General features: G+C 68.9%; 15 protein-coding genes and 2 pseudogenes. 8 read left to right on the top strand and 9 right to left on the bottom strand.

Annotated elements, in window-relative coordinates; genetic code table 11:
• Nucleotides 1–39: 39 nt before the first annotated feature.
• The 3 genes and pseudogenes from ACFYXB_RS34505 (at nucleotide 40) to ACFYXB_RS34515 (ending at nucleotide 4,168) form a co-directional block, all read left to right on the top strand.
• Complete coding sequence (locus ACFYXB_RS34505) at nucleotides 40–2,943, top strand: glycoside hydrolase family 3 C-terminal domain-containing protein (protein ID WP_389589001.1); 2,904 nt, start codon at nucleotides 40–42, stop codon at nucleotides 2,941–2,943.
• A gap of 88 nt (nucleotides 2,944–3,031) precedes the next feature.
• Nucleotides 3,032–3,254 (top strand): annotated as a pseudogene (locus ACFYXB_RS34510) (IS5/IS1182 family transposase); the annotation flags it as partial.
• A gap of 65 nt (nucleotides 3,255–3,319) precedes the next feature.
• Nucleotides 3,320–4,168: a hypothetical protein gene (locus ACFYXB_RS34515; protein WP_389589002.1), complete on the top strand. Its 849-nt coding sequence runs from the start codon at nucleotides 3,320–3,322 to the stop codon at nucleotides 4,166–4,168.
• 196 nt (nucleotides 4,169–4,364) lie between these two features.
• On the opposite strand, the gene ACFYXB_RS34520 is transcribed toward ACFYXB_RS34515, so the two are convergent.
• Complete coding sequence (locus ACFYXB_RS34520; protein ID WP_389589030.1) at nucleotides 4,365–4,601, bottom strand: dihydrofolate reductase family protein; 237 nt, start codon at nucleotides 4,599–4,601, stop codon at nucleotides 4,365–4,367.
• 254 nt (nucleotides 4,602–4,855) lie between these two features.
• Between ACFYXB_RS34520 and ACFYXB_RS34525 the strand changes: the two genes are divergently transcribed.
• From ACFYXB_RS34525 to ACFYXB_RS34545, 5 genes are all read left to right on the top strand, one after another.
• Complete coding sequence (locus ACFYXB_RS34525) at nucleotides 4,856–5,392, top strand: hypothetical protein (protein WP_389589003.1); 537 nt, start codon at nucleotides 4,856–4,858, stop codon at nucleotides 5,390–5,392.
• 263 nt (nucleotides 5,393–5,655) lie between these two features.
• Complete coding sequence (locus tag ACFYXB_RS34530) at nucleotides 5,656–6,951, top strand: acyl-CoA dehydrogenase family protein (protein ID WP_389589004.1); 1,296 nt, start codon at nucleotides 5,656–5,658, stop codon at nucleotides 6,949–6,951.
• Between the two features lie 76 nt (nucleotides 6,952–7,027).
• Entirely contained in the window at nucleotides 7,028–8,245 is a 1,218-nt protein-coding gene (locus tag ACFYXB_RS34535) for a CaiB/BaiF CoA transferase family protein (RefSeq protein ID WP_389589005.1), read from the top strand.
• Between the two features lie 266 nt (nucleotides 8,246–8,511).
• A complete protein-coding gene (locus ACFYXB_RS34540; RefSeq protein WP_389589006.1) occupies nucleotides 8,512–8,664 on the top strand; it encodes a hypothetical protein in 153 nt (50 codons plus the stop codon).
• Nucleotides 8,665–9,418: 754 nt separating this feature from the next.
• Nucleotides 9,419–10,639 (top strand): metallophosphoesterase, encoded by a 1,221-nt coding sequence (locus ACFYXB_RS34545; RefSeq protein ID WP_389589007.1) that lies wholly within the window; start codon nucleotides 9,419–9,421, stop codon nucleotides 10,637–10,639.
• 1,802 nt (nucleotides 10,640–12,441) lie between these two features.
• Here ACFYXB_RS34545 and ACFYXB_RS34550 read toward each other — a convergent pair.
• The 8 genes and pseudogenes from ACFYXB_RS34550 to ACFYXB_RS34585 all read right to left on the bottom strand — a co-directional run bounded on the left by ACFYXB_RS34550 (nucleotide 12,442) and on the right by ACFYXB_RS34585 (nucleotide 24,695).
• Nucleotides 12,442–13,044 (bottom strand): sarcosine oxidase subunit gamma, encoded by a 603-nt coding sequence (locus tag ACFYXB_RS34550; RefSeq protein WP_389589008.1) that lies wholly within the window; start codon nucleotides 13,042–13,044, stop codon nucleotides 12,442–12,444.
• Entirely contained in the window at nucleotides 13,037–16,246 is a 3,210-nt protein-coding gene (locus ACFYXB_RS34555; RefSeq protein WP_389589009.1) for a sarcosine oxidase subunit delta family protein, read from the bottom strand. Before ACFYXB_RS34555 ends, ACFYXB_RS34550 begins: the two co-directional genes overlap by 8 nt.
• A gap of 11 nt (nucleotides 16,247–16,257) precedes the next feature.
• Entirely contained in the window at nucleotides 16,258–17,490 is a 1,233-nt protein-coding gene (locus ACFYXB_RS34560) for a sarcosine oxidase subunit beta family protein (protein WP_389589010.1), read from the bottom strand.
• A pseudogene (locus ACFYXB_RS34565) lies at nucleotides 17,487–17,735 on the bottom strand (serine hydroxymethyltransferase); the annotation flags it as partial. The pseudogene ACFYXB_RS34565 and the gene ACFYXB_RS34560, both read right to left, overlap by 4 nt.
• 165 nt (nucleotides 17,736–17,900) lie before the next feature.
• Entirely contained in the window at nucleotides 17,901–20,366 is a 2,466-nt protein-coding gene (locus ACFYXB_RS34570) for an FAD-dependent oxidoreductase (protein ID WP_389589011.1), read from the bottom strand.
• A 250-nt stretch (nucleotides 20,367–20,616) separates the two neighbouring features.
• A complete protein-coding gene (locus tag ACFYXB_RS34575) occupies nucleotides 20,617–21,585 on the bottom strand; it encodes an ABC transporter substrate-binding protein (RefSeq protein ID WP_389589012.1) in 969 nt (322 codons plus the stop codon).
• Nucleotides 21,586–21,597: 12 nt separating this feature from the next.
• On the bottom strand, nucleotides 21,598–23,607 hold the full coding sequence (locus tag ACFYXB_RS34580; RefSeq protein WP_389589013.1) for an ABC transporter permease: 2,010 nt from the start codon (nucleotides 23,605–23,607) through the stop codon (nucleotides 21,598–21,600).
• A complete protein-coding gene (locus tag ACFYXB_RS34585; protein ID WP_389589014.1) occupies nucleotides 23,607–24,695 on the bottom strand; it encodes a glycine betaine/L-proline ABC transporter ATP-binding protein in 1,089 nt (362 codons plus the stop codon). Before ACFYXB_RS34585 ends, ACFYXB_RS34580 begins: the two co-directional genes overlap by 1 nt.
• Nucleotides 24,696–24,709 lie beyond the last annotated feature (14 nt).

The raw sequence follows: 24,709 nt of genomic DNA on the forward strand, positions 1-24,709 counted from the left end.
GTTCCTCATGTGCAAGGCACTCACCGAAGGAGCCGTGACATGCAGAAACGCGCAAGAAGAAGGAGAACCACGCTCGTCGTCGCGCTCGCACTCGTGGCCGGCCTCTCGGTCGCCGCCCCGGCCGGCGCGGACGACCCCGCGTACCCCTTCCGCAACCCGAACCTCGCCGCCGACAAGCGCGTCGACGACCTGCTCACCCGTCTGACACTCGACGAGAAGATCTCCCTCCTCCATCAGTACGAGCCGGCGATCCCGCGCCTCGGCATCCAGGCGTTCCGCACCGGCACCGAAGCCCTGCACGGCGTGGCCTGGCTCGGCAAAACGACCGTGTTCCCGCAGGCGATCGGGCTCGCCTCCACCTGGGACCCGGCGCTGATCCGGCAGGTCGGCTCGGCGGTCGGCGACGAGGCGCGCGGCTTCCAGCAGCAACGCCCGGCCAGCTGGGGCCTCAACCTGTGGGCGCCCGTGGTGAACCTGCTGCGCGACCCGCGCTGGGGCCGCAACGAGGAGGGGTACTCCGAGGACCCCTACCTCACCGGCTCGATCTCCACGGCGTACGGCACCGGCCTGACCGGCGGCGACCCGAACCACCTGAAGACGGCCCCGACGCTGAAGCACTTCCTCGCCAACAACAACGAGGTCCAGCGCGACACGACGTCCTCCGAGCTGCGCCCGCGTGTGCTGAAGGAGTACGACGAGCAGGCCTTCAAGCCGGCGATCGAGGCAGACGCGGCCACCGGCGTGATGTCGTCGTACAACTTCGTCAACGGCCGCCCGGATACGGTGAACCCGGCCCTGGACGACACCGTGCGCACCTGGACTTCGCAGGACCTGCTGAACGTCACCGACGCCTTTGCGCCGGGCAATCTGGTCGGCAGCCAAAAGTACTACGGCACGCAGGCCGAGGCGGACGCCGCCGCGCTGAAGGCGGGCATCGACACCTTCACGGACAACGACACGGACTCCGGACCGACGACGACCGCGATCAAGTCGGCTTTGTCCCAGGGCCTGTTGAAGGAGTCGGACATCGACGAGGCCGTGGGGCATGTGCTGAACGTCCGCGTCCGGCTGGGCGAGTTCGACCCCGGCGGCGGCAGGTACGGATCCATCGACGCGTCCGTCATCGACAGCCCGGCTCACCGGAAGCTGGCGCGCGAGGCGGCCACCGAGGCTGCGGTACTGCTGAAGAACGACGGCGTGCTGCCGCTGAGGAAGTCCGGCAGCGCGGCCGTGGTCGGCCCGCTGGCCGACACCCTGTACACGGACTGGTACTCCGGCACTCTCCCGTACGCGGTGACGCCCAGGGACGGCATCGCGTCGAAGCTCGGCACCTCCGTGGCGAGCAGCGAGGGCGTGGACCGTATCTCGCTGAAGGACACGGCGACCGGGAAGTACGTCACGGCGGGAACGGGCGACGCGGGCGCCGCCCTGAAGGAGACCACGGACTCGGGGCCGGGTTCTCAGTTCGACGTGTTCGACTGGGGATCGGGCATCGTCACACTCCGCTCGGCCGCCAACGGAAAGTACGTCGGCTACAACTGGTCGAACTTCGTCAACGACCAGACGCAGCCGAACGGCTGGTTCGTGCAGCAGCAGTTCAAGCTGGAGCGGCAGGACGACGGGACGTACCTGCTGCGGTACGCGGGCTACGAGACCGGCGAGTCTTGGTGGTCGAACCCGGTCTACCTCGGCCCGGCCGGCGACGACGGCACGCTCGGCCTGGTCGACAAGGACAAGGCCGCGCACTACACGAAGGACATCGTGCGCAATGGCGTCGACGAGGCGGTCGCCGCGGTCAAGGGCAAGGACACGGCGGTCGTGGTCGTGGGATCGATGCCCTCGATCAACGGGCGCGAGGCCCACGACCGCACGGACATGGGGCTTGCCCCGTCGCAGGAGGCCCTGGTCAAGGCGGTCCACCGGGCCAATCCTCGGGCAGTGGTGGTCGTCGAGAACAGCTACCCCACGACGCTCGGCTCCCTGCAGAAGGAGGTCCCGGCCCTGCTGTGGACCACGCACGCGGGCCAGGAGACGGGCAACGCACTGGCCGATGTGCTGTACGGCGACGCCAATCCGGCGGGCCGCTTGACGCAGACCTGGTACAGGTCGGAGTCCGACCTCCCGTCCATCCTGGACTACGACATCATCAAGGCCGACCGCACCTACGAGTACTTCAAGGGGCAGCCGCTGTACCCGTTCGGGTACGGACTGTCGTACACGAGCTTCCGCTACGGCGAGCTGAAGCGGGTCGACGACGGCTACGAGGTGCCGGTGACGAACACGGGCAGCCGGGCGGGCGACGAGGTCGTGCAGCTGTACGTCCATCAGCGGGTGTCGCGTGACAAGCAGCCGCTGAAGCAGCTGAAGGCGTACGCTCGGGTGTCGCTGAAGCCGGGTGAGACGAGGACGGTACGGCTGAAGCTGCGGACTTCGGACCTGGCGCACTGGGACGTCACCCGCTCGAAGTGGGTCGTGGAGACGGGGACGTACGACGTGATGGTGGGCGCGTCGTCGGCGGACATCCGCGCACGTACGTCGCTCATGGTTCGGGGCGAGACGATCCCGCCCCGTGACCTCTCGAAGGCGACCCGCGCCGAGAACTTCGACGACTACGACGCGATCAGCCTGGTGGACGAGTCGAAGGCGCGCGGGACGGCGGTGGCCGCGACGGCCGACGGGGCGTGGCTGAAGTTCGCGGACACACGGCTCGGCTCGGGCGCGTCGACGCTGACCACCCGACTGGCGGGCGCCTCCGGCACGCTGGAGGTGCGCCTCGGCTCTCCCACCGGCACGTTGGCCGGTAGGGCGCACTTCGAGGGCACATCGTCGCCGTACACGTACAAGACGGTGACGGCCCCGCTGACGGCCGCGGCGAAGGGCCGCCGGGACGTGTACCTGGTCCTGAGCGGCGGCCTTCGCCTGTCGACGTTCAGCCTGCGCTGACGGGCACGGTGTCGATCGCGTACCGGCTCAGCCAAGGCCCCAGGGCCGCCCGAGCCGGTACGCGGCGCCCGCTGGCGCGGTGGCCGCGGAAGACCCGCCACATCAGTTGACCGGCCAGGCGATCGGCCGGTCACCGTGCGAGCTGACCACCAAAGTGCACCTGGCGGTGATGGCTGTGGCTTGCCGCCGGCCATGGTGGTCACGCCGGGCATCGTTAACGACTCCACGATGTTCGGCACGGTGATGGACGCGGTGCTGGTGCCCCGCCCGTCCGCGGGCAGCCTCGCCGCACTCGCACTGCCGTCGTGGCAACAGGCCGCAGCGACCATCCGAACCAGATCAACAATCGCCGCACCCTTCCCCGCATCTTCGCCGGATGGCCCCGCAATTGCCGAGGCAGTCACGGCCACCGCCCGGCTCACAGCGTGGCGCGGCACTGACCCATCCGGCCGAATCTTCGGCTGCCCTCGGGGTCAACCAACGGGAGGCGCGGAAGGAAACCAATGTGAATGATCTGCTCACCAAGGCCATCGAAGCCCATGGCGGGATCGAACGATGGCAGGTATTGACCCAGGCGCAAGCCACCCTTGTCAGCGGTGGCGACCTGTTCGCCATCAAGGGCCTGCCGCAGGACGCCACGCCGCGCACGATGACCGTCCGGCTGCACCAGGAGCACGCCTCGGTGCACCCCTTCGGGGCTCCCGACCAAAAAACCGACTTCACGCCCGGACGAGTCAGCATCAAAAAGCTGGACGGGCAAGTGGTGGCCGAACGCAAAGACCCTCGGACGTCATTCACCGGACACACACTGAAGACCCCCTGGGACGCGCTGGACCGCGCCTACTTCAACGGCTATGCGCTGTGGACCTACCTCACCACGCCCTTTCTTCTCGCCATGCCCGGCTTCACGGTCACCGACATCGAGCCGTGGCGGGAAAGAGACGAGGTCTGGCCAGGACTGCGCGCCACCTTCCCGCCTCAGATCGCCAGCCACAGCACCCAGCAGGACTTCTACTTCGGCCCCGACCGGCTCCTGCGGCGCCACGACTACCACGTCGACGTAGCCGGCGGATTCGCCGCCGCACAGTACGTCTACGACTACGCAGAGGCGGACGGCATCATGCTGCCGACCAAGCGCCGGGCCTACCGCCGCGACACCCTCGGTCGCCCGCGCATGGACCAAGTCATGGTTTCGATCGACCTCAGTGACATCCACTTCACCTGACAGAGCCCCCGGTCGATGCGCCGCCTCTGTGACTGCGTGTTCGGCACACCCGGCCTCTTCAGGTAACCGGATTTGCCGAGACCGGCTGAATCGGCCGTACGCGACAGGACTGTGACATCCCAAACGGCCCAGACCACCGACGCTCGGTCCCGGCGGCCGCAGCGGGCTGCCGGGGCCGAACTTTGTCCGTACCGGTTCACTTTACGAAGCGGTACTTCAGGTGGGTGGCGAGGGGCGTGTCGACCACCCTGACCGGCTCGAGGTTCCGCTGCCCGGCGCCCAGTCCCTCGAAGAGCGGCAGCCCCTCTCCCAGGAGCGCGGGCACCACGTGCAGCTGCAGCTCGTCGATGAGCCCCTCCCTGAGGTACTGCTGCACCGTGCTCGCCCCGCCCGCGATGTCGACGTTCCTGTCCCCGGCGGCGGCCCTGGCCAGGTGGGAGCTTCCGCCAGCGGGAACGGATCTTCTTCAAGTGGCCGCGGACCAGGCCGGAGACCAAGTCCAGGGTGGCGCTCGACAGCGGCAGGCGGCACTGGTAGACGAGCCCCTCGGAGCCCTCGACGGGGCGGTCGTTCATTCGCACGGGCACCCCAACTCCCGTCGAGGGCCCTCGCGTTACGCCGACATCCGGCCGGTGTCCGCCATGGCGGCGGCTGCGGCAGAACGATGAAACGGCCGACAGGAGTGCAGTGCAGCCAGCCCCGGTCCGCCAAGCGCCTGAGCTTGTCGCGCACCGGCTCGACCTGCCCGGGCCCGGTGCCCTTACCGAGCTTGACGCTGACGTCCTTGGCCGGGACCGGATCCGCCACCGCGGACACGATCTTCATGATCGCCCGATAGTCGGCAGGCAGCGCGCTCTCGTCCACGCCCGGCCCGCGGTGCGGGACCAGCAGCATCCCGCCCGCCCCCGGACCTGCCGTCACCCGCTCCAACTCGGCGGCCACGACCGGATCGTCGACCTGTCCGCTCCGCTCGGCCTCAATGAACTGCCCGATCACCACCTCGGCGGCCTCCAGCCGGGCCACCTCGGCATCGATCTCGGCGAGCTCCTTGCCCAGCCGCTCGGCGCGGTCGGCCAGCACCACCCGCCGCTCCATCACCCACACCAGTACATCCGCCAGCAGCAGCCCCTTCCCACCCCCGCTCCCTTCGGAGCCTACGAGGCGTCCGGAGCCCGACACCGCGATTCCGACGAAGAGGCCGCACGACGGACGATCACCTGCTAGCGATCACACCCACGACCAGCACGAGCACCCCATCCACAACCCACGCCTGCCCCCTGACCTGCAACTTCAAGATGAAACAAGCTCACTGGGTTTCGACGGAAGGCCGACCCGTGCACATCAGGACAAAAATAGGCATGATATCAATTCTCACCTAAAATTGGCGCTCTGCGCCTAATGCCCGTCTTGCTGTCGGCTCCTAACCTCGTCTGCATGGACGCGATCAGACGCAATCCGATCCCCTCACCCTGGAAGGAACGCAGCAAATGAGCGCGACGCAAGGCACAGCACAAGGCATGGGCGAGGGCGTCCTGGGCGCCGTGGGCCCGGCCGGGAACGGGCAGGTGGTGCAGCCGCCGGTGCTGGGCGGCCCCGAGCACTCCGACTACTACCTGCTCGGGGAGCTCCTCACGGAGGAGCAGCAGCAGCTCCGGCACAAGGTCCGGGAGTTCATGGACCAGGAGGTCATCCCGGTCATCAACCCCTACTGGGAGCGCGCCGAGTTCCCGCACGACCTGGTGCCCAAGCTGGCGGAGCTGGGCATCGCCGGCTTCCAGATCCCCGGCTACGGCTGCCCGGGGATGAGCAATGTGACAGCCGGGATCGTGATCATGGAGCTGGCCCGCGGCGACCTGAGCATGTCCACGTTCATGGGCGTCCACTCGGCCCTGGCCATGACCTCCATCGCCCTGCTGGGCTCGGAGGAGCAGAAGCAGCGGTTCCTGCCCCCGATGGCGCGGATGGAGAAGATCGGTGCCTTCGGCCTGACCGAGCCCGCGCACGGTACGGACGTGGTCAAGCTCCAGACGGAAGCCCGCCGGGACGGTGACTCGTACGTGCTGAACGGGTACAAGCGGTGGATCGGTAACGCCACCTTCGCCGACTACGTCATCATCTGGGCCCGCGGAGAGGACGGGCACGTGGGCGGCTACGTGGTCGAGAAGGGCACGCCCGGGTTCGACGCCCAGGTCATCACGGGCAAGACGGCCCTGCGCTGCGTGCAGAACGCCCAGATCTCCCTGAAGGACGTCCGAGTGCCGGCCGAGAACAAGCTGGTGGGCGGCAAGACGTTCCGCGACACTGAGAAGATCCTGCTGGCCTCGCGGTACTGCGTGGCCTGGGAGTCGGTCGGCGCGGCCATCGCGGGCTACGAGAACGCCCTGGCGTACGCCAAGGAGCGCAAGCAGTTCGGGATGCCGCTGGCTGCCTTCCAGCTCATCCAGTACCGGCTGGCGCGGATGCTGGCGGACATCACCGACATGGTGTGCATGCAGTTCCGGCTCGCCCAGTTGATGGACGAGGGCAAGTACTCGATGCCGCGGGTGTCCCTGGCCAAGATGCACTACACCGAGAGGGCAAGGGCCATCCTCTCCGACGCCCGCGACATGCTCGGCGGCAACGGGATCATCCTCGATTACCACGTGGCCCGGCACCTGTGCGACATCGAGGCCATCGACACCTACGAGGGCACCGACACCGTGCAGGCACTGATCGTCGGCCGCGACATCACCGGCTACAACGCCTTCGCGCCTGTGGCACCGAGCCCGAGCCCGGGTCACTGACCCGCCGGCCGGCGCCCCGGCCGACCGGGGGCGGCCACCGGCGCCGCGCGCGGGCCCTGCCGAGAAAGGATCTGTCATGGCGGACACGCCCCTGCTGGAGGGACTGCACGTCGTGGACCTCGCCAGCTTCATCGCCGGCCCCGCCGCGGCCACGATGCTCGGCGACTTCGGCGCCGACGTCGTCAAGGTGGAACCACCCCACACCGGCGACTCCTACCGCGCGCTCAGCCGCGTCCCTCCCAACCCCGGCGTCGACGGGGTCAACTACCCCTGGCAGCTCGACAACCGCAACAAGCGCAGCATCGCCCTCAACCTCAAGTCGCCCGGCGCCAGACCCGTACTGGAGCGACTGGTGAAGTGGGCCGACGTGCTCGTGACCAACTTCCCGCCCCGCACCCGGGCCAAGCTGGGACTGAACTACGACGACCTGGCCCCCCTCAACCCCCGGCTGGTCTACGCCGACGTCACCGGCTTCGGTGAGGAGGGTCCGGACGCGCACCTGCCCGGGTTCGATGTGACCGCGTACTGGGCGCGCAGCGGCCTGATGGACTACACGCGCCAGCGCGACGGGGCACCCGCGATGCCAGTGTTCGGATCGGGCGACCACCCCACGGCCGTCTCCCTCTACGCGGGCATCATGACCGCGCTGTACCGACGGGGGAAGACCGGCGAGGGCGCCCGCGTCACGGCGTCGCTGATCGCCGAGGGCGCCTGGGCAGCGAGCATGTGGGTGCAGGCCGCACTCGCCGGCGGCAAGGCCCCCCGGCCCGCCGACCGGACCGACCCGCCGAACGCGCTCGCCAGCGCCTACCGCACGGCGGACGACCGCTGGCTGCTGCTGGCCTTCGCCAACGAGGACAAGCAGGTTCCCCTGTTCCTCCAGGCCATCGGCCACCCCGAGGCGGCGCAGAACCCAGACTACGCCGACACCCCGAGCCGCCGCGCCCACGCCGCCGAGATCGCCGCCCTGCTCGACAAGGCCTTCGCGACCCGGACCCTCGCCGAATGGCGCGAGCTGCTCGACGGCGCCGGTCTCACCTACGGAGTCGTCCAGACTATCGAGGAGTTCGCCCGGGATCCCCAGCTCGCGGCCAACGGGATCGTCGTCCCCATCGAGGACGGCAGCGCCGAGCCGCACCTGACGATCGACAGCCCCGTGCGGCTGGACCAGGAGCGGAAGGTCCCGCCGCGCCCCGCCCCCGACCTGGGTGAACACACCGACGCGGTGCTGCGCGACCTGGGCTACGACGACGCCGCGATCGCGGAACTGCGCGGGGCGGAGGTGGTCGACTGAGGGCACGTCCGCCCAGGTACGACACGGGGGGAGAGAGAAGGGAACCAGCATCATGACCGAGGCCACTTTGCGCAGGGTCTCCAGATGGATGCCGAGGCTGTGAGCGATGTCGGTGAGGGACCGGTCCGTCGACGAGCGCACCAGGTCCACTGCGTCCCGCTTGAACTCTTCGGGGTAGTTCTTCCGCTTTGCCACCTTGGATCACTTCCCCTGGATGACAAAACATCCAGCGCCCAGGTGTCGGAATTTCGGGGGTCACTCCAGCCGTGAGCCCACACCTGCGCGAGCTGCAGGACACGGCACTGAAGGAGGTCGACGGGCTGCTGCGCGCGGTCAGCATCAAGCGGCTCGGCCTGCGAGGTCGGCGCCCACTCCCGGCTGCGGACTCTCTCCCTGACCCCGACTACAGCACCCGCTGACCAGAGCGCCGAGACTACTGCTCGTCCTTCGGCGGTGGGTGCTCGGCCAGCGGGACCTGCGGATTCTCTGGGTCGGCCGCGGGCAGTGCGAGGTATTCAAGGACGGCAGCATTGTCGCCCGTCGCGTTCGCCTGCGCTCTGCTCGTGCTCCCCGAGCTATCCCATCGGCTGGCGCACTCCTTCTGGCTCGGACTGGAGTAGAGGGTGCTACGGCGTTGGCGATCTTCCGTCGCTGCAAGGGCAGACCCTCGCTGCGCCCGGTCGAGTATCTGCCCGACGGGACCTACTTGGGAGGATGAATCTGGGCGGGCAATAAGACGCGCATCCTGGAGGGGTGCTGGTCCGGGTGATCGAGTATCGCGTTGACGGTGGCGACGTGGTCAGGCTGTTGACTGATCTGCTGAACCCGGAGGCTTCTCCAGCCGCGGAGTTGGCGGGGCTCTACCATGCGAGGTGGGAGGCGGAGTCGGCGTTCCGGCAGATCAAGACTTTCCAGCGTGGGCCGGTTGAGGTCCCGCGCTCGGGAGACCCGAATCTGGTGCGGCAGGAGCTCTGGGCGCACCTGGTCGTGCGCCACTGCTTCACGGGGTCATCGTGTTTCTGGCCGACGACGTGGAGGAGTCTACGGCGGGGTCTTGCCATCCCGCAGAGAACCCTTCGCCCCAAGGGGCCGCCCCCATGAACGCCCGTCCGGCCAGCCCGAGGACGACCGGATACAGTGCGCGAGACGGCAGCCTGGTCAGAGAGGGGAAGCGTGACCGACACCAGCAACACCCGACCCGCCGACAGCGAAGCGCAAGTTCCGCGGCAGAGCCGACTGCACCGCCTGATGCGCTACATCCCCCTGATCGCCCCCGTCCTGCTGTGGGCTGTGCCCTGCTGGGTGCTCCTGCACACCGGCCAGCACTGGTCGCTGCCCGTCACGCTGGTCGGCACCGCCCTGTTCGCCCTCGGCCTCATTGGTATGCCGCTCGCGATGGTGCGCGGCCACGGCCGGCGTCAGCAGGACCGGGCGGCGATCGTCGGTGACACCCTGCTGGGCACCAGCTGGGTTCTGTTCACCTGGTCCGTTCTGCTCGGGGTCCTATTGCGGCTCGCCCTGACCGTGGCCGGCGTCGGCGAGAGTCAGGACCGGGCCCGAATCGTCACGTGGACCGTCCTCGGCATAACCGCCGTACTACTCGCCTGGGGGTACGCCGAAGCCCGCCGCGTGCCACGCGTGCGCCGACTCGACGTGCAACTCCCGCGACTGGGTGCCGGGTTGGACGGCATCCGCGTCGTCCTCATCACCGACACCCACTACGGCCCACTCGATCGCGCTCGCTGGTCGGCACAGGTATGCGAGACGGTGAACACTCTGGAAGCCGACCTGGTCTGCCACACCGGCGACATCGCGGACGGCACGGCCGAACGCCGCCGCGCCCAGGCCGTCCCACTCGGTACCGTGCGGGCCACCCGAGCCCGTGTATACGTCACCGGCAACCACGAGTACTACAGCGAGGCCCAGGGCTGGGTCGACTTGATGGACGAGCTGGGCTGGGAGCCGCTGCGCAACCGCCATCTGCTGCTCGAACGCGGAGGCGACACCCTCGTGGTCGCCGGCGTGGATGACGTCACCGCCGAGTCCTCCGGCCTGGCAGGCCACCGCGCCCACCTCGCCGGAGCTTTGAACGGCGCCGACCCCGACCTACCTGTCCTGCTCTTGGCACACCAGCCCAAGTTCGTCGACCGGGCGGCAGCCGACGGCATCGACCTCCAACTCTCCGGCCACACCCACGGCGGCCAGATCTGGCCCTTCCACCACCTGGTCCGCATCGACCAGCCCGCCCTCGCCGGCCTTAGTCACCACGGCACCCGCACCCTCCTCTACACCAGCCGCGGCACCGGCTTCTGGGGCCCGCCGTTCCGCGTCTTCGCCCCCAGCGAGATCACCCTGCTCGTGCTCCGCTCCCCGCACCTGCCCACCTCGCCGTAGCACTGGGCGGCCCAACACATCCGCTTGGAGCTGTCCACGAGCTGAGCGGTGCGGCGTCGACAGATGACCAGACTCGTCTCGCTGAGGACAAGATCCGGACCATTCCCGGGCCGACGGCTCCAACGAGCCACACGTGGCCACGTTTTACGCAGGTCAGCGACGCGTGACGCCTGTACCACCAGCAGACGAAGAACCTACTGGTCTCGTACCAGCCGAAGAAGCTGGGCTTCTTCTAGACACAGAAAAAGGGCGCCTGACCAGGGCAGATGCCCGTCAGGCGCCCTTCTGAGCGCACACTTGAGCAGTGAGTCGAAAGGTGACCTTATTTCCGCTATCCCCCACCGGTATCCCAGCTCTGACCAGTAGTTCCGGGGCATTTCCGGGCCATGGCCCCGCTAAGGCACCCCCAGGGCCGTCTGTCGGGGTCTCCCACCGCTGCACGGACTCCTCGATCAGCCGGTTGGCATGGTTCCGCGCTTCGGCCAGGAACTTGGCGTAGTAGCGGAAGAGGACCTGGATGCTCTGCCCGGCTCGGCGCGCGCACTCGGCGCGGTCGACTCCGGAGGCCAACCAGAACGAGATGCCGGCGTGCCGCAGGTCGTAGGGGCGCTTCGCCAGCTCAAGGGCGTGCTCGTCGAGCGTAAGAACAGCCTCACGCGCTCGCGCAACATGCGGACGAGCACAGGAGGGATCGGCACCGGCCGCGTGGCCTTGGCTGCCCGCCGTTTCAGGGAGTGCAAATCCGCATCCCCGCCGGACGGTCGGGCCGACCTGGTCTGGTCTGTCGCACCGAGCCGTTCGGCACAGTCCAACGCCCTTTGGCCGCACTCGGTGGTCAGAGTCACCACGCTCATACCTCAGCCGGCGCCTCCTTCAAGCCCGGCCGTGGCGGTTCGTCGCTCGACCCGCTGCCGGTCGAGGCCGCGCACGCTGGTCACTGCAAAGATCCACACAGCGAGCAGAATCCCGGCTTTGGTGACGTTGCTGCGAGCCTGGATGGATTACGCCGTCGCCGCCTCGACATCACCTTCGCGAGGCACGCCCTTGCCGACCCGGCCGGACTCTCATCAGTCCCTCGTTGGCCCGTACTGCGTCGCCGGATCCTAGATCGCTCTTAATTTTGTAGGTCAACAGCTACTAAGGAGTTACTAGTTCGCTATTGAACCCCTCGCAACAACCATCCTGCTCGGGGTGACACCATGCCTTCGCGTGGCCCCGAAACCGGGGATGAGCCTGAAACAACCAACCCTCCAGCAGCGTCTTTCGCCGCCCTGGTCACCGCACGCCTTTCGGTCTCCCTAGCGGGGCACAGCCCGGAGTCCCCTGCCGGTTTCAGGCGCGCTTCCTGCACGCAACAGGGCGAACCAGGGAGCGGGATCGTGCGGCACCGATGCGCGGGCGCGGGCGGAGCGTCTCCGCAGAGGTCGGCCGCCGATGGGTCTGCCAGTGCCCGGGCACACTCAAGGAGCTCATCGTCGCTGGCCCAGGTACCGGGTTCGGCTGATTGCACGTTATGCAGTCACCCTCGGTATGGCCGAGCCTGTCCCCCGGCACCGCCGGTGTGCCGGCGTCGGCCCAGCCGATCAGCAGCAGCGGGCCAACCGCGTCGAAGGCCGCCCGCAAATGTTCTGCGCTTTGTCTGTCGCCGCGTTCCGCGCGCAGACACGCCGGCGGCATCGCCCGCACCGACACACGCTGCACAGGGGCGCCGCAGCGGGCACAGCGACGGATCCTGACAGCATCGGCCTGTCGGTCGCGGACGCCTCCCACCTCCTGTGGATATCACGCCCTGTTGAGCTCGTTCACACGTATTCCGCCGCCGCGTCCAGCAGCCAGTCCGTCAGGTAGCCGGCAAAGGACGAACGGACCAGTACCCAGAATCCGGCCTTGGGTTCGTCCCTGGCGACCAGCACGATCTGTGTGCGGGCCAGGGTGGTCTGGGCGCAGCATCCGGCTCCGAAGATACGCGGGTGAAGATCCAGGGGGCAGCCATGTGCCAGCAGGTCACGGGCGCGTGGACCCGTGACGAGGAGGGTGGTGCGCTGGGCGGAGACGTCGGTGACAGCCACGGGCTCGTCGCCGCTCGCCGCCCTGATCCGGCTCTCCAAGTCCCGCTGACCGCCGGTCGGGCCCACCACCAGCCATTCGTCGGGGCCTAGCCATACAGCGGTCAGCTCGCCGGCGCGTACGACGGTGTTGGGTTCGAGGGGCAGCTGGAGGCCCAGCGCGAGCCCGACGGCGTCCGCTGCCGCTCCCTTGGTGTCGAGCCGGACGTTGACCTGGGCCAGGAAGGGGAGTTCGGCCAGCCGGACCGCGCCCCCAGAGGTGCGCGTCGCGGCGGCCAGGCGGTCGGCAGCATGCGACAGGGGACTGCGGCGCGGGATGGTAAGGGCGGTGTCAGCCATCGCGGCGGGCTCCCTCGGGGTCGTAGATGACGGGGCTTGCGACGGTCACCGGAACCAGTCGGTCGCCCACGGGGGCGTAGAGCCGCTCGCCGATGCGGTCCCGGCCGCCCTTGACCAGGGCGAGGGCGAAGGTCCGGCCGAGCGCCGCGCTGCGGTAACTGGAGGTGACGTGGCCGAGCATCGGGACGGGCGGGGCGGGCAGCACGCTGTCAGCAACCAGCTGCGTGCCTTCGGGGAGGAAGGCGCCCGGATCCTCCGGGAGCAGGCCGACCAGGTGCTTGCGGTCGGGGCGGACGGCGTCGGCGCGGGCGTAGGAGCGCTTGCCGATGAAGTCGGGCTTCTTCTTCGACACCGCCCAGCTCATGCCGAGGTCGTGCGGAGTGACGGTGCCGTCGGTGTCCTGGCCGATGATCGGGTAGCCCTTCTCCGCGCGCAGGACGTGCATGGTCTCGGTGCCGTACGGGGTGATGCCGAACGGGGCACCGGCCTCGTACAGCGCCTCCCACAGGGCGAGCGCCTCCCACGGTGACACATTGATCTCATAGGCCAGTTCGCCGGAGAAACTGATCCGGCACACCCGGGCCTCGACGCCCGCGACGGTCGTGTCCCGCCACGCCATGAACCGGAAGCTGTCGTTGTCCACCGCCAGCGCCGGCGCGAGCGTCCCCAGCACCTCGCGGGAACGGGGGCCGACCAGGGCGACGGTGGCCCACTGTTCCGTGACGGAGGTGCAGTGGACGCGCAGCTCGGGCCATTCGGTCTGCAGCCATTCCTCCATCCAGTCCAGTACGGCGGCCGCGTTGCCCGTCGTGGTGGTGACCAGGAAGCGGTCCGGTGCGAGGCGGATGACGGTGCCGTCGTCGAAGATCATGCCGTCCAGGTGGCACATGACGCCGTAGCGGATCATGCCGACCTTCAGGTTGCTCATCATGTTGGTGTAGAGCCGGTCGAGGAAGACGGCGGCGTCCGGGCCCTGTACGTCGATCTTGCCGAGGGTGGAGGCGTCCATGAAAGCGACGCCGTCTCGGGCCGCGGCGCACTCGCGTAGCACAGCCGTCTCCATGTCCTCGCCGTCCTGTGGGTAGTACCAGGGCCGCTTCCACTGACCGACGTTCTCGAACAGGGCGCCGTGCATGACGTGCCAGTCATGCAGAGCGGTCGTACGGATCGGGTCATGCAGTGCGCCGCGGTCGCGGCCCGCGAGCGTGGCGAAGGAGACCGGCGTGTAGGGCGGGCGGAACGTCGTCGTACCGAGGGCCGAGACGTCCACGCCGAGCAGTTCGGCGACGACGCCGCTGGCCAGGACCCCGGAGGTCTTGCCCTGGTCGTTGGCGGTGCCGGCCGTGGTGTAGCGCTTGGTGTGCTCGACCGAGCGCAGGCCGGCGCCGGTCGCGCGGGTCAGGTCGTCGACGGTGACATCGCGCTGGAGGTCGACGAAACGGGGTGCACCGGCGGGGCCGGGGACGAGGAAGACCTGCATGGCGGGCGAGTGCGGTTCGGCGGTCACCTCGGGGAGGCGGGGCGCCTCGGAGGTGTAGCCCTCGGCCTCGATCGCTCGGGCACCGGCGGCCGCGCCCTGCGCGAGGACCCCGGCCAGGTCGAGGACGCCGTTCGCGCTGCCCGCGACCTCGACTGCCTGGCGGCAGGTGTCGGGGACGAAGGAGCCGAGGGTGTCGTCGTAGCGCAGCTTTCCGCCCGCCTGGCTGAACAGGTGGGCGACGGGGTTCCAGCCGCCGGAGACCAGCAGCAGGTCGACGGCGAACTCCCGGGTCCCTGCGGACTCGCCGTACGGGGCGGCCGTTACGGCGGTGAGCCGCGGGGCGCCTTCGGTGCCGACGACGGCATGTCCGGTCAGCACCTCGATACCGGCCTCGCGAGCGCGGCGCGCCCACTCCCCCGGATCGGGGCGGGTGTCGACGATCGCAGCGACCTCCACGCCCGCCGCCGCGAGATCCAGCGCGGCGGCGTAGGCGCTGTCGTTGGTGGTGAAGACGACGGCGTGGCGGCCGGGCAGGACGCCGTGGCGGTTGACGTAGGCGCGGGCCGCGGCGGCGAGCATCACTCCGGGGCGGTCGTTGTCCGCGAAGGCGAGTGAGCGCTCGTGGGCGCCGGTCGCGAGTACGACGCGACGGGCTCGGATGCGCCAGACGCGCTCTCGGGAGACGTGCACGGGGGCGAGTGCGCCGAGGTGGTTCGTGCGGCGCTCGACGGCGAGCAGATGGTTGTCGTCGTAGTGGCCGAAGACCGTGGTACGGCGGAGTACGCGCACCTCGGGTGCCGTGTCGAGCTGCTCACCCAACTCCTGTACCCAGTCGAGGAGTTGAGCCGTGCCCAGCAGGCTGCCGCCCAACTCGGGCTGGTCGTCGGCAAGGATGACGCGCGCTCCGCTGCGGGCGGCGGCCGCCGCGGCGGCGAGACCGGCCGGGCCGGCGCCTACGACGAGCAGGTCGCAGTGGGCGTGGACGGCGTCGTAGCGGGCCGGGTCCGGCTCGGTGGCAAGGCGTCCCTGGCCGGGGAGGCTGCTCGCCACCAGGCCGTCGTACAGCTCCACGGTCGTCGCGGGCAGCATCGGCTCGGGGAACGGGGCCTCGATCTGGATGACGGCGTTGGGCTCCTCGACTCCGGCCGAGAAGATGCCTCGCGGGCGGCCGAGCTTGATACTCGTGCCGGCCTGGATGACGCCGTTGGCCAGGAGGGCGGAGGCGAGGGTGTCGCCTTCGTAACCCTGATATTCGGTGCCGTCGAAGGTGAAGGTCAGGGGGTGGTCACGGTGGATCCGGCCGCGGGTGGAGAGGCGGAACGGCTGGTTCTCCTCCCCCACCCCGCCCCTGGACCCCGCTGGGAGCTCCGCGCCCAGACCTGCATTCGCCCCTGAAAGGAACTCGTCCTCAAACGCCGGACGGGCCGGTTGTACCAACCGTGGCTCAGAAGTGGCCGGACGCGGCTCTCCCGCCCGGTACACCGTCAGAATCTCGTTCGCCGCCGTGTCGCGCACCGCGTTGAACCAGCGACGACAACCCGCGGAGTGGCTCCACCGCTCTGCGAACGGGCCCTTCGGGTTGTCGCGGAAGAACAGATACCGGGCCCACTCCTCGTCGGTCAGGTCTGCGGAGTTCTCCGGATACGGCACGTGGGCCTGGCCGCCGTAGTGGAACTCGGCTTCGTCACGGGGCCCGCACCAGGGGCAGGGGATCAGCAGCATGGTTCGGCTCCCTAGTGGGCCACCGCGGCCGCGCCGTGCTCGTCGACGAGCGCGCCGGTGGTGAAACGGTCGAGCGAGAAGGGGGCGTTGAGGTGGTGGGGGGTGTCGTGGGCGATGGTGTGGGCGTAGACCCAGCCGACGCCCGGGGTGGCCTTGAAGCCGCCGGTCCCCCAGCCGCAGTTCAAGTACAGGTTGTCCACCGGGGTGAGGCCGATGATCGGCGAGGCGTCGGGGCTGACGTCGACGATGCCGCCCCAGGTACGCAGCACATGGGCGCGGGCGAAGACCGGGAAGAGTTCCAGGGCGGCGGACATCTGCTCTTCGATGATGTGGAAGGCGCCGCGCTGGGTGTAGGAGTTGTACGAGTCGATGCCCGCGCCCATCACCAGCTCGCCCTTGTGCGCCTGGCTGACGTACACGTGGACCGCGTTGGACATGACGACCGTCGGGTGCACCGGCTCGAGGAGCTCGGAGACGAGCGCCTGCAACGGGTGGCTCTGCAGGGGCAGTTCGATGCCCGCCATGGCGGCAAGGACCGAGGTGTGGCCGGCCGAGCAGAGCGCGACCTTGCCTGCGGCGATCGGACCGAGGGAGGTCTGTACGCCGACTACCCGGCCGCCGACGATATCGAGGCCGGTGACCTCGCAGTTCTGGATGATGTCGATCCCGGCGGCGTCGGCGGAGCGGGCCAGGCCCCAGGCGACGTGGTCGTGCTTGGCGATGCCGGCGCGCGGCTGGTAGGTGCCGCCCATGACCGGATAACGCACGTCGGGCGAGATGTTGACGATCGGGCAGACCTCCTTGACCTGCCGCTCGTCGAGCCACTCGGCGTCAACGCCGTTGAGCCGGTTCGCCTCGACGCGGCGCACGCTGTCGCGGACGTCCTGGAGGCTGTGGGCGAGGTTCAGCACACCGCGCTGGGAGAAGAGGATCGGATAGTCGAGCTCCTCCTCCAGTCCCTCCCACAGCTTGAGCGCGTGCTCGTAGATGCCGGCGCTCTCGTCCCACAGGTAGTTGGAACGGATGATGGTGGTGTTGCGGGCCATGTTGCCGCCCGCCAGCCAGCCCTTCTCCAGCACGGCGACGTTGGTGATGCCGTGGTTCTTCGCCAGGTAGTGGGCGGTGGCGAGGCCGTGGCCGCCGCCGCCCACGATCACCACGTCGTACGGCCGCTTGGGCTCGGGTGTGCGCCACAGCCAGTCGGGGTGCTCGGGGAGCTCGGCGCCGGGGGTGCGGGGGCTCATCGGACGTCTCCGGCTTCTGTTCCTGCTTCTGCTTCTGCTTCTGCTTCTGCAAGGTGCGGGTAGAGCGAGTGCTTGGCGGCCAGCGCCTCCGTGCGGGCCCGCAGGGCGGCGATGTCGGGCTCGGGCTGGAGGGCCAGCGCGATCACGTCGGCGACCTCGGCGAAGTCCTCTTCGGTGAAGCCGCGGGTGGCCAGCGCCGGGTCGTCGCCGACCAGGACCGTGCCGAGCCCCGGCGGGCGGCCGTCGGTGGCCGTCAACTTGGCCACGCGCTCGGCGAGTTCGCGGCGGATCGCGGCGGCGGTCGCCTTGCCGTCGAGAAGCTGTGCGGTCACCGGCGGTACTCCTTCTCTCGAAGCCGACGCCGGCTACTAAGCGGGCTCGGGGGCGTGCCTGAACTTCCCCGGGGTCGCTTAGCCACGGAGGCGGGACATGGTCGGGTCGAACAGGGGCTCCTCGGCGACGACCGCCTCGACGCGCTGGTCGAAGTAGCCGATGTGCACGGCGGTGCCGGGGGTGGCGAGTTCCGCCGGGAGCCAGGCGTAGGCGATGCCCTTGCCGATCGTGTAGCCGTAGGCGGCGCTGGTGACATAGCCGACGGGGCGATCACCGTCGTACACCGGCTCCTTGCCCATGACGACGGACTGCGGGTCGTCGATGGTTAGGCAGGTCAGCCTGCGCCGTACGTCGGCCTTGCGCCGCTCCAGCGCCGCCTTGCCGATGAAGTCGCCCTTGTCGAGCTTGACGGCGAACCCGACTCCGGCCTCGTAGGGGTCGTGCTCGTAGGTCATGTCGGTGCCGAAGGAGCGGTAGCCCTTCTCCAGGCGGAGGCTGTTGAAGGCGCCGCGGCCGGCGATGATGCCGCCCAGCGGCTTGGCCGCCTGCCACAGGGTGTCCCACAGCTTCTGGCCCAGGTCGGCGGTGGTGTACAGCTCCCAGCCGAGCTCGCCGACGTACGACAGGCGCATCGCCGTGACGGGGACGGAGCCGATGTGGGCGCGCTTGGCGCGGAAGTACTTCAGGCCGTCGTTCGAGAAGTCGGCGTCGGTGAGGGGCTGGAGGACTTTGCGGGCGAGCGGTCCCCACAGGCCGATGCAGCAGGTGCCGGGGGTGATGTCGCGTACGTGGACCGATCCTCCCCCAGCTACCGCTGGGAGGTGCCCCCAGGCGGGGAGGTGGCGGGTGAACCAGTCGAGGTCCAGGTTGCCGTTGGCGCCGACCTGGAAGAGGTCGCGGGCCAGCCGGGCGACGGTGACGTCGCTGCGGATGCCGCCGTCCTCGTCCAGCAGAAGCGTGTACGTGACAGAGCCGACGGACTTGTCGACCTTGCCGGTGGACAGCCGCTCGAGGAAGGCAGCGGCGCCGGGCCCGGCGACCTCCAGCCGCTTGAGGGCCGTCATGTCGTACATCGCGACGGTCTCGCGGGTAGCCTGCGCCTCGGCGCCGACGATGGGTGACCAGTAGCGCGCGGCCCAGTCGTTCGGGGTCGGGATGGAACGGCCTTCGGCCAGGCCGGCGTTGGCCTCGTACCACTGAGGACGCTCCCAGCCGTTCGCCTCCAGGAAGAAGGCGCCCAGCTCCTGCTGGCGGCTGTAGAAGGGGCTTGTGCGGATCGGGCGCGGGTCCCCCGACGGCTGGAGCGGGTGCAGGATGTCGTAGACCTCGACGAAGTTCTGGCAGTCACGGGCCAGGACGTACTCGGGGGCGAGCTGGTGCGGCTCGAAGCGGTTGACGTCGCACTCGTGCAGATCGAAGGACGAGCAGTAGCCGTCGACCAGCCATTCGGCAACGGCCCGCCCGACGCCGGCGGAGTGGGTGACCCAGACGGCCTCGGCGACCCAGAAGCCCTTGACGTCCGGGGACTCGCCGAGGAGCGGCAGGCCGTCGGTGGTGAAGGAGAACAGGCCGTTGATGCCCTCCTCGACCTTGGCCTCCTTGGTCGCCGGAAGCAGCGACTGGGTCTCGGTCCAGGCCTCTTCGAAGTCGCCCTCGGTGAACTTCAGGACCGACGGCATCGTGTCGCCCTCGTCCACGGACAGGATGTCGTCTGCGGAGACCGGCATCGGGCGGTGGCCGTAGTAGCCGATGCCCAGGGTGTCGAAGCGGTCGCGGTAGTAGAGGTCGGCGTCCTGGTGGCGCAGGATCGGGCGCACAGCCTCCTCGGTCTGGCCTGCCAGCGCCGGTACCGGGCCGGTCCAGGCCAGTTGGTGGCCGAGCGGGGTGAGCGGAAGGTTCATGCCGACCATGCGGGCGATCTTCGGGCCCCAGATGCCGGCGCAGCACACGACGATGTCGGCGGGGACCTCGCCCTGGTCGGTGAGGACGCCGGTCACCCGGCCCTCGCTCTGCTGGACGTCGAGGACTTCATGGCGGGCGAGGAAGCGCACGCCGCGCTCGGTGGCCCGCCGGATCTGCGCCTCGACGGCGAGCACGGCCTTCGCGAGGCCGTCCGTCGGCACCAGGAGGCCGCCGAGGACCTTGTCCGGGTTCACGAGCGGGTGCTGCTCGACGCACTCCTCGGCGCTCAGCAGCCGGGCCTCGATGCCCCAGGCGGTGATCCAGCCGTGGCGGCGGTGCAGTTCTGCGACGCGTTCGGGGGTGGTCGCCACTTCGAGGCCGCCGACCTGCAGGAAGCAGGGCCGGCCGTCGACGTCGAGGGAACAGAACTTCTCGACCGTGTAGCGGGCCAACTCGGTCATGGTCTTGGAGGAGTTCGTCTGGAAGACCAGGCCCGGGGCGTGCGACGACGATCCCCCAGTCGCAGGGAGCGGGCCCTGGTCGACCACGGTCACTTCGGTCCAGCCTCGCGCGGAAATCTCGTCGGCGAGCGCCGCTCCCACGACGCCCGCTCCGATGATGACCACTCGGGGTCCCGCCATCGCCGCACCTCCGACTTGAAAGCAATTCAGTTGCTGTCTGCGCAACATGCTTCAGGCTGCGCAACTCAATGTGCCTGTCACGAGGAGTGGGTGTCAAGGGGTCCGTGACGTCGGAGAACAGCCCGAAACGCGACGAGGCCCGGCAGGCTGCCAGCGCAGCCTGCCGGGCCCGTCCGGCGGGGTTTCCGGGTCGCTCGTGCGTCAACGCTCCAGCTCCGAAGCGGTGCCGGAGACGGAGCCGCCTCGCGCCCTACTTGATCCAGGCGTCGACCTTGTCGGGGTTGGCCTCGACCCACTTCTTCGCCGCCGCGTCGGCCGACAACTTGTCCACCGCGATGTACTTGGCCACGACGTTCTGATCGTCGTTCGTCCAGTTGAACTTCTTCACCAGGTCATAGGCCGGGCTGCCCGACTTGGCGAACTTGGCGCTGACGATCTTGTCGAGGTTGTACACGGGATAGTCGCAGGCGACCTTCGCCGCATCGGCGTCACAGCCCGTCTTGTACGTGGGCAGATTGACCTTGACCAGCGGCACCTCGGACAGGAACCACTGCGGCTCGTAGAAGTAGCCGATCACCCATTCCTTGTTCTTCTCGGCCTTTCGGTAGGCCTGGATGAGCGCGGTCTCGCTTCCCGCGTACACCACCTTGAAGTCCAGCTTCAGGTTCTTCACCAGCGCCTCGTCGTTGGTGACGTACGACGGGTCGCCGTCGAGGAGCTGGCCCTTGCCGCCCGACTCCGAGGTCTTGAACTGGGACGCGTACTTGTCCAGGTTCTTCCAGTCGGTGATGTCCGGGTGCGCCTTCGCCAGCCACGGCGGCACGTACCAGCCGATGATGCCTTTGTTGCCGGTCTGACCGGCCTCGACGGCGGTCTTCTGCCCGGTGATGTACTTTTTCTTCAGGTCGTCGTGGCCCCAGTTCTCCAGAACGGCGTCGACCTCGCCCGTCCCGAATCCCTGCCAGGCGATCTCTTCCTTCAGGTCCTTCTTGGTGACCTTGCAGCCGAGCTTGTGCTCCGCGACATAGGCGACGACCGCTGCATCGGCCTCGTAGCCCACCCACGGGTTGACCGCGAGGTTGAAGGTGCCGCACTTGCCCGAGCTGTCCGAGCCGGCGGAGCTGTCACCGACCTTCGCACCGCCGCAGGCGGTGAGGGTGAGGCCGAGGACCGCAATGCCGGCCGCGCCGACTCTCCACTGTCTTGCTTGCCTTGCCATGGTCAGTGCTCCTTATGCGCTCGTACGTCGCGCCGCTGCCTGAGTGATCCGGTCGAACATGACACCGAGCAGTACGATGGCGAGCCCCGCCGCCAGCCCCTTGCCGTACAGCTCTCCCTGCGAGAATCCGGCCACGACGTCGTAGCCGAGGGCGCCCGCTCCTACCAGGCCGCCCACAACAACCATCGACAGCACGTAGATCAGGCCCTGGTTGGTCGCGAGCGTCAGGGCACTGCGTGACATCGGCAGTTGAACCTTGGTGATGATCTGCCAGGTGTTGCACCCGGCAGCCGTGGCCGCCTCGACGGTGGTCTCGGGCACGGCCCGCACTCCGTCCGCGATGATTTTTATGGCGACCGGAACCGCGTAGACGACGGCAGCGACGATCGCCGTGAAGCGTGTCGCGCCGAACAGCGCGAGGAACGGCACGAGATAGACGAACGGCGGCATGACCTGCGCAGCGTCCAGGGTGGGCCGCAGCAGCCGGTCCACGAGCAGGCTGCGCCCCATCCACACCCCGAAGGTGACACCTAGCACCATCACCAGGACCGTCGCCACCACGGTCGACGCGAGCGTCGTCATGCTGTCCGACCACACGCCCGTGCCGACCAGCAGTCCCACGCACACGGCCGTGGTGACCCCGGCGCGCCATCCGCCGAGCACCGCGCCGAGCGCCACCAGGGCCGCACCGACCAGCCACCACGGGGAGTCGGTCATTAGCGTCTGGAACGGATTGAGAAGGCCGTTGGTGATGGCATCGCGGAAGGCGTTCGTGATGCCCGACAGATTGTCCTGCGTCCAGGTGGTCACATCGTCCGCCGCGCTCGCGATGGTGCTGCCGGTGCTGCCCTCGCCGGGGAACTCGGCCGCCCATACGTACGTGTGCGACAGATACACCAGCACCGCCGCCGCCACTCCTCCTCCCACCAGCAGCGGTCGCCGCCACTTGAGGAAGCGGTTCCCCGAGCGCCGGGCCGCCTCCGCCCGTCCGCTCGCCGCGGTCGTGACCCGGTCAAGGACGATGGCCATGACGACAATGGCCAGGCCCGCGTTGAACGCCGTGCCGACGTCCAGCGACTGCAGGGCCTGGACGACGGTCTTTCCGAGGCCGGGTGCGTCGATCAGCGCCGCGATGGTCACCATGGCCAGGGCGGCCATGATGGTCTGATTGACGCCCATCACCACGGTCCGCTTGGACATCGGCAGCAGGACCTTCAGCAGCGTCTGCCGCCGCGTCGAGCCCAGCGAGTCGGCCGCTTCGACGGTGGTCTCCGGTACGGAACGAATGGCGTGCGCGGTGATGCGGATCGCCGGCGGTGCCGCGTAGATCAGGGTGGCGATCGTGGCGGAGGCAGGACCGATGAGGAAGAACAGCGTCAGGGGGGCCAGGTAGACGAAGGTCGGCATCGTCTGCATGAAGTCCAGGAAGGGCGTCATGATCCGGTTGAACCGGTCGGACAGCCCCGCCCACACACCCAGCGGGATCGCGAACAGCAGCGCCACGAAGACCGCGGAGAGGGTCAGCGCCAGGGTGTCCATGCTCTCCTGCCACAGGCCCTGCAGCCCGAAGAAGGTGAAGCCGGCCACGGCCAGGAGGGCGACCCGCCAGTTGCCCACGGCCCAGGAGATGTAGCCGGCGATGCCGACGACGCCGAGCCAGCCGATCTGCGGCAGCGGTCGGCCGTCGGAAGGCTGGGAGATCAGCGACTGGATGAAGGTCACCAGGTTGTCGATGACCAGGCGGATCTCGTTGAAGAAGTACAGGAAGAGCGGGTTGGAGTTGCGGTCGGCGCCGATCGTGTCGTTGACGTCGTTGAACCAGCGGTGCAGATCGGTGAGGTCCGCCGCCGCCAGCGTGAGGGTCTGCTTTCCGCGCAGCACGGCGAAGAGCACCAGCCAGGTCACCAGGATTGCGGCCACCACCATGCGGCGACTGACCCTGCGCACACCCGCGACGGGCGGCGTCTTCTCCGCTTGCTCCGCCTTGTCGGCGTTCTCCGGCTTCTCCAGGGCGACGGTCATCACATGTCGCCTTCCTGCCCGGCGACGACTGCGAGGATCTCCTCGTCACCGACGATGCCGAGCAGCTTGCCGTTCTCGACGACCTTGACCGGCTTCTCGGCCGCCAGCACCGCCCGGGTGGCTTCCCGCACCACGACGTCCGGGCCCAGCTCGGGGCCGTCCAGGGCGTCGTCCGGCTCCACCGGACGCATGATCCATCGCAGCGTGAGTACGTCGCCGCGCGGCACGTCCTTGACGAAGTCGCGTACATAATCGTCAGCGGGGGCACCGACCAGTTCGTCGCCGGTGCCGCACTGGACCATCTTGCCGTCGCGCATGATGAGGATGCGGTCGCCCAGCTTGAGCGCCTCGGAGAGGTCGTGAGTGATGAACACCATCGTCTTGCCGACCTCGTGGTGCAGACGGATGACCTCGTTCTGCATGTCACGGCGGATCAGCGGGTCGAGCGCCGAGAACGGTTCGTCGAAGAGGAGCACGTCCGGATCGCCGGCCAGCGCACGGGCGAGACCGACGCGCTGCTGCATGCCGCCGGAGAGCTGGTCGGGGTAGGAGTTCTCGTAGCCGGCGAGGCCGACCAGTTCGACGACCTCCAGGGCCCGCTTGGTGCGCTCGGCCTTGCCCATGCCGCGGATCTCCAGGCCGAAGGACACGTTGTCGACGACCCGGCGGTGGGGCAGCAGCCCGAAGTGCTGGAAGACCATGGAGAACTTGCGGCGCCGCAGTTCACGCAGACGCTTGTCGTCCGCGTCGCGGATGTCCTCGCCCTCGAAGACGATCTCACCGGCGGTGGGTTCGATCAGCCGGGTCAGACATCGCACCAGGGTGGACTTGCCGGAGCCGGACAGACCCATGACGACGAAGACCTCGCCGGGCGAGACCTCGAAGTTCACGTCGCGCACGGCGGCGGTGCATCCGGTGCGGTCCATCAGCTCGCGGCGGGTGAGCCCGCACAGCTCCTCGGAGTCCGGTACCTGGTCTGCCTTCGGCCCGAACACCTTCCACAGCTTGCGCACGGATATGACCGGGGTGGGTGCCGAGTCCTGTGGCGTGCCGCGCCGCTGCGGCACCTCGGTCTGTGCTGGGGTCACGATCGACCTCTTTT

It is taken from the genome of Streptomyces sp. NPDC002619 (genome assembly GCF_042889305.1).
Classification (GTDB): domain Bacteria; phylum Actinomycetota; class Actinomycetes; order Streptomycetales; family Streptomycetaceae; genus Streptomyces.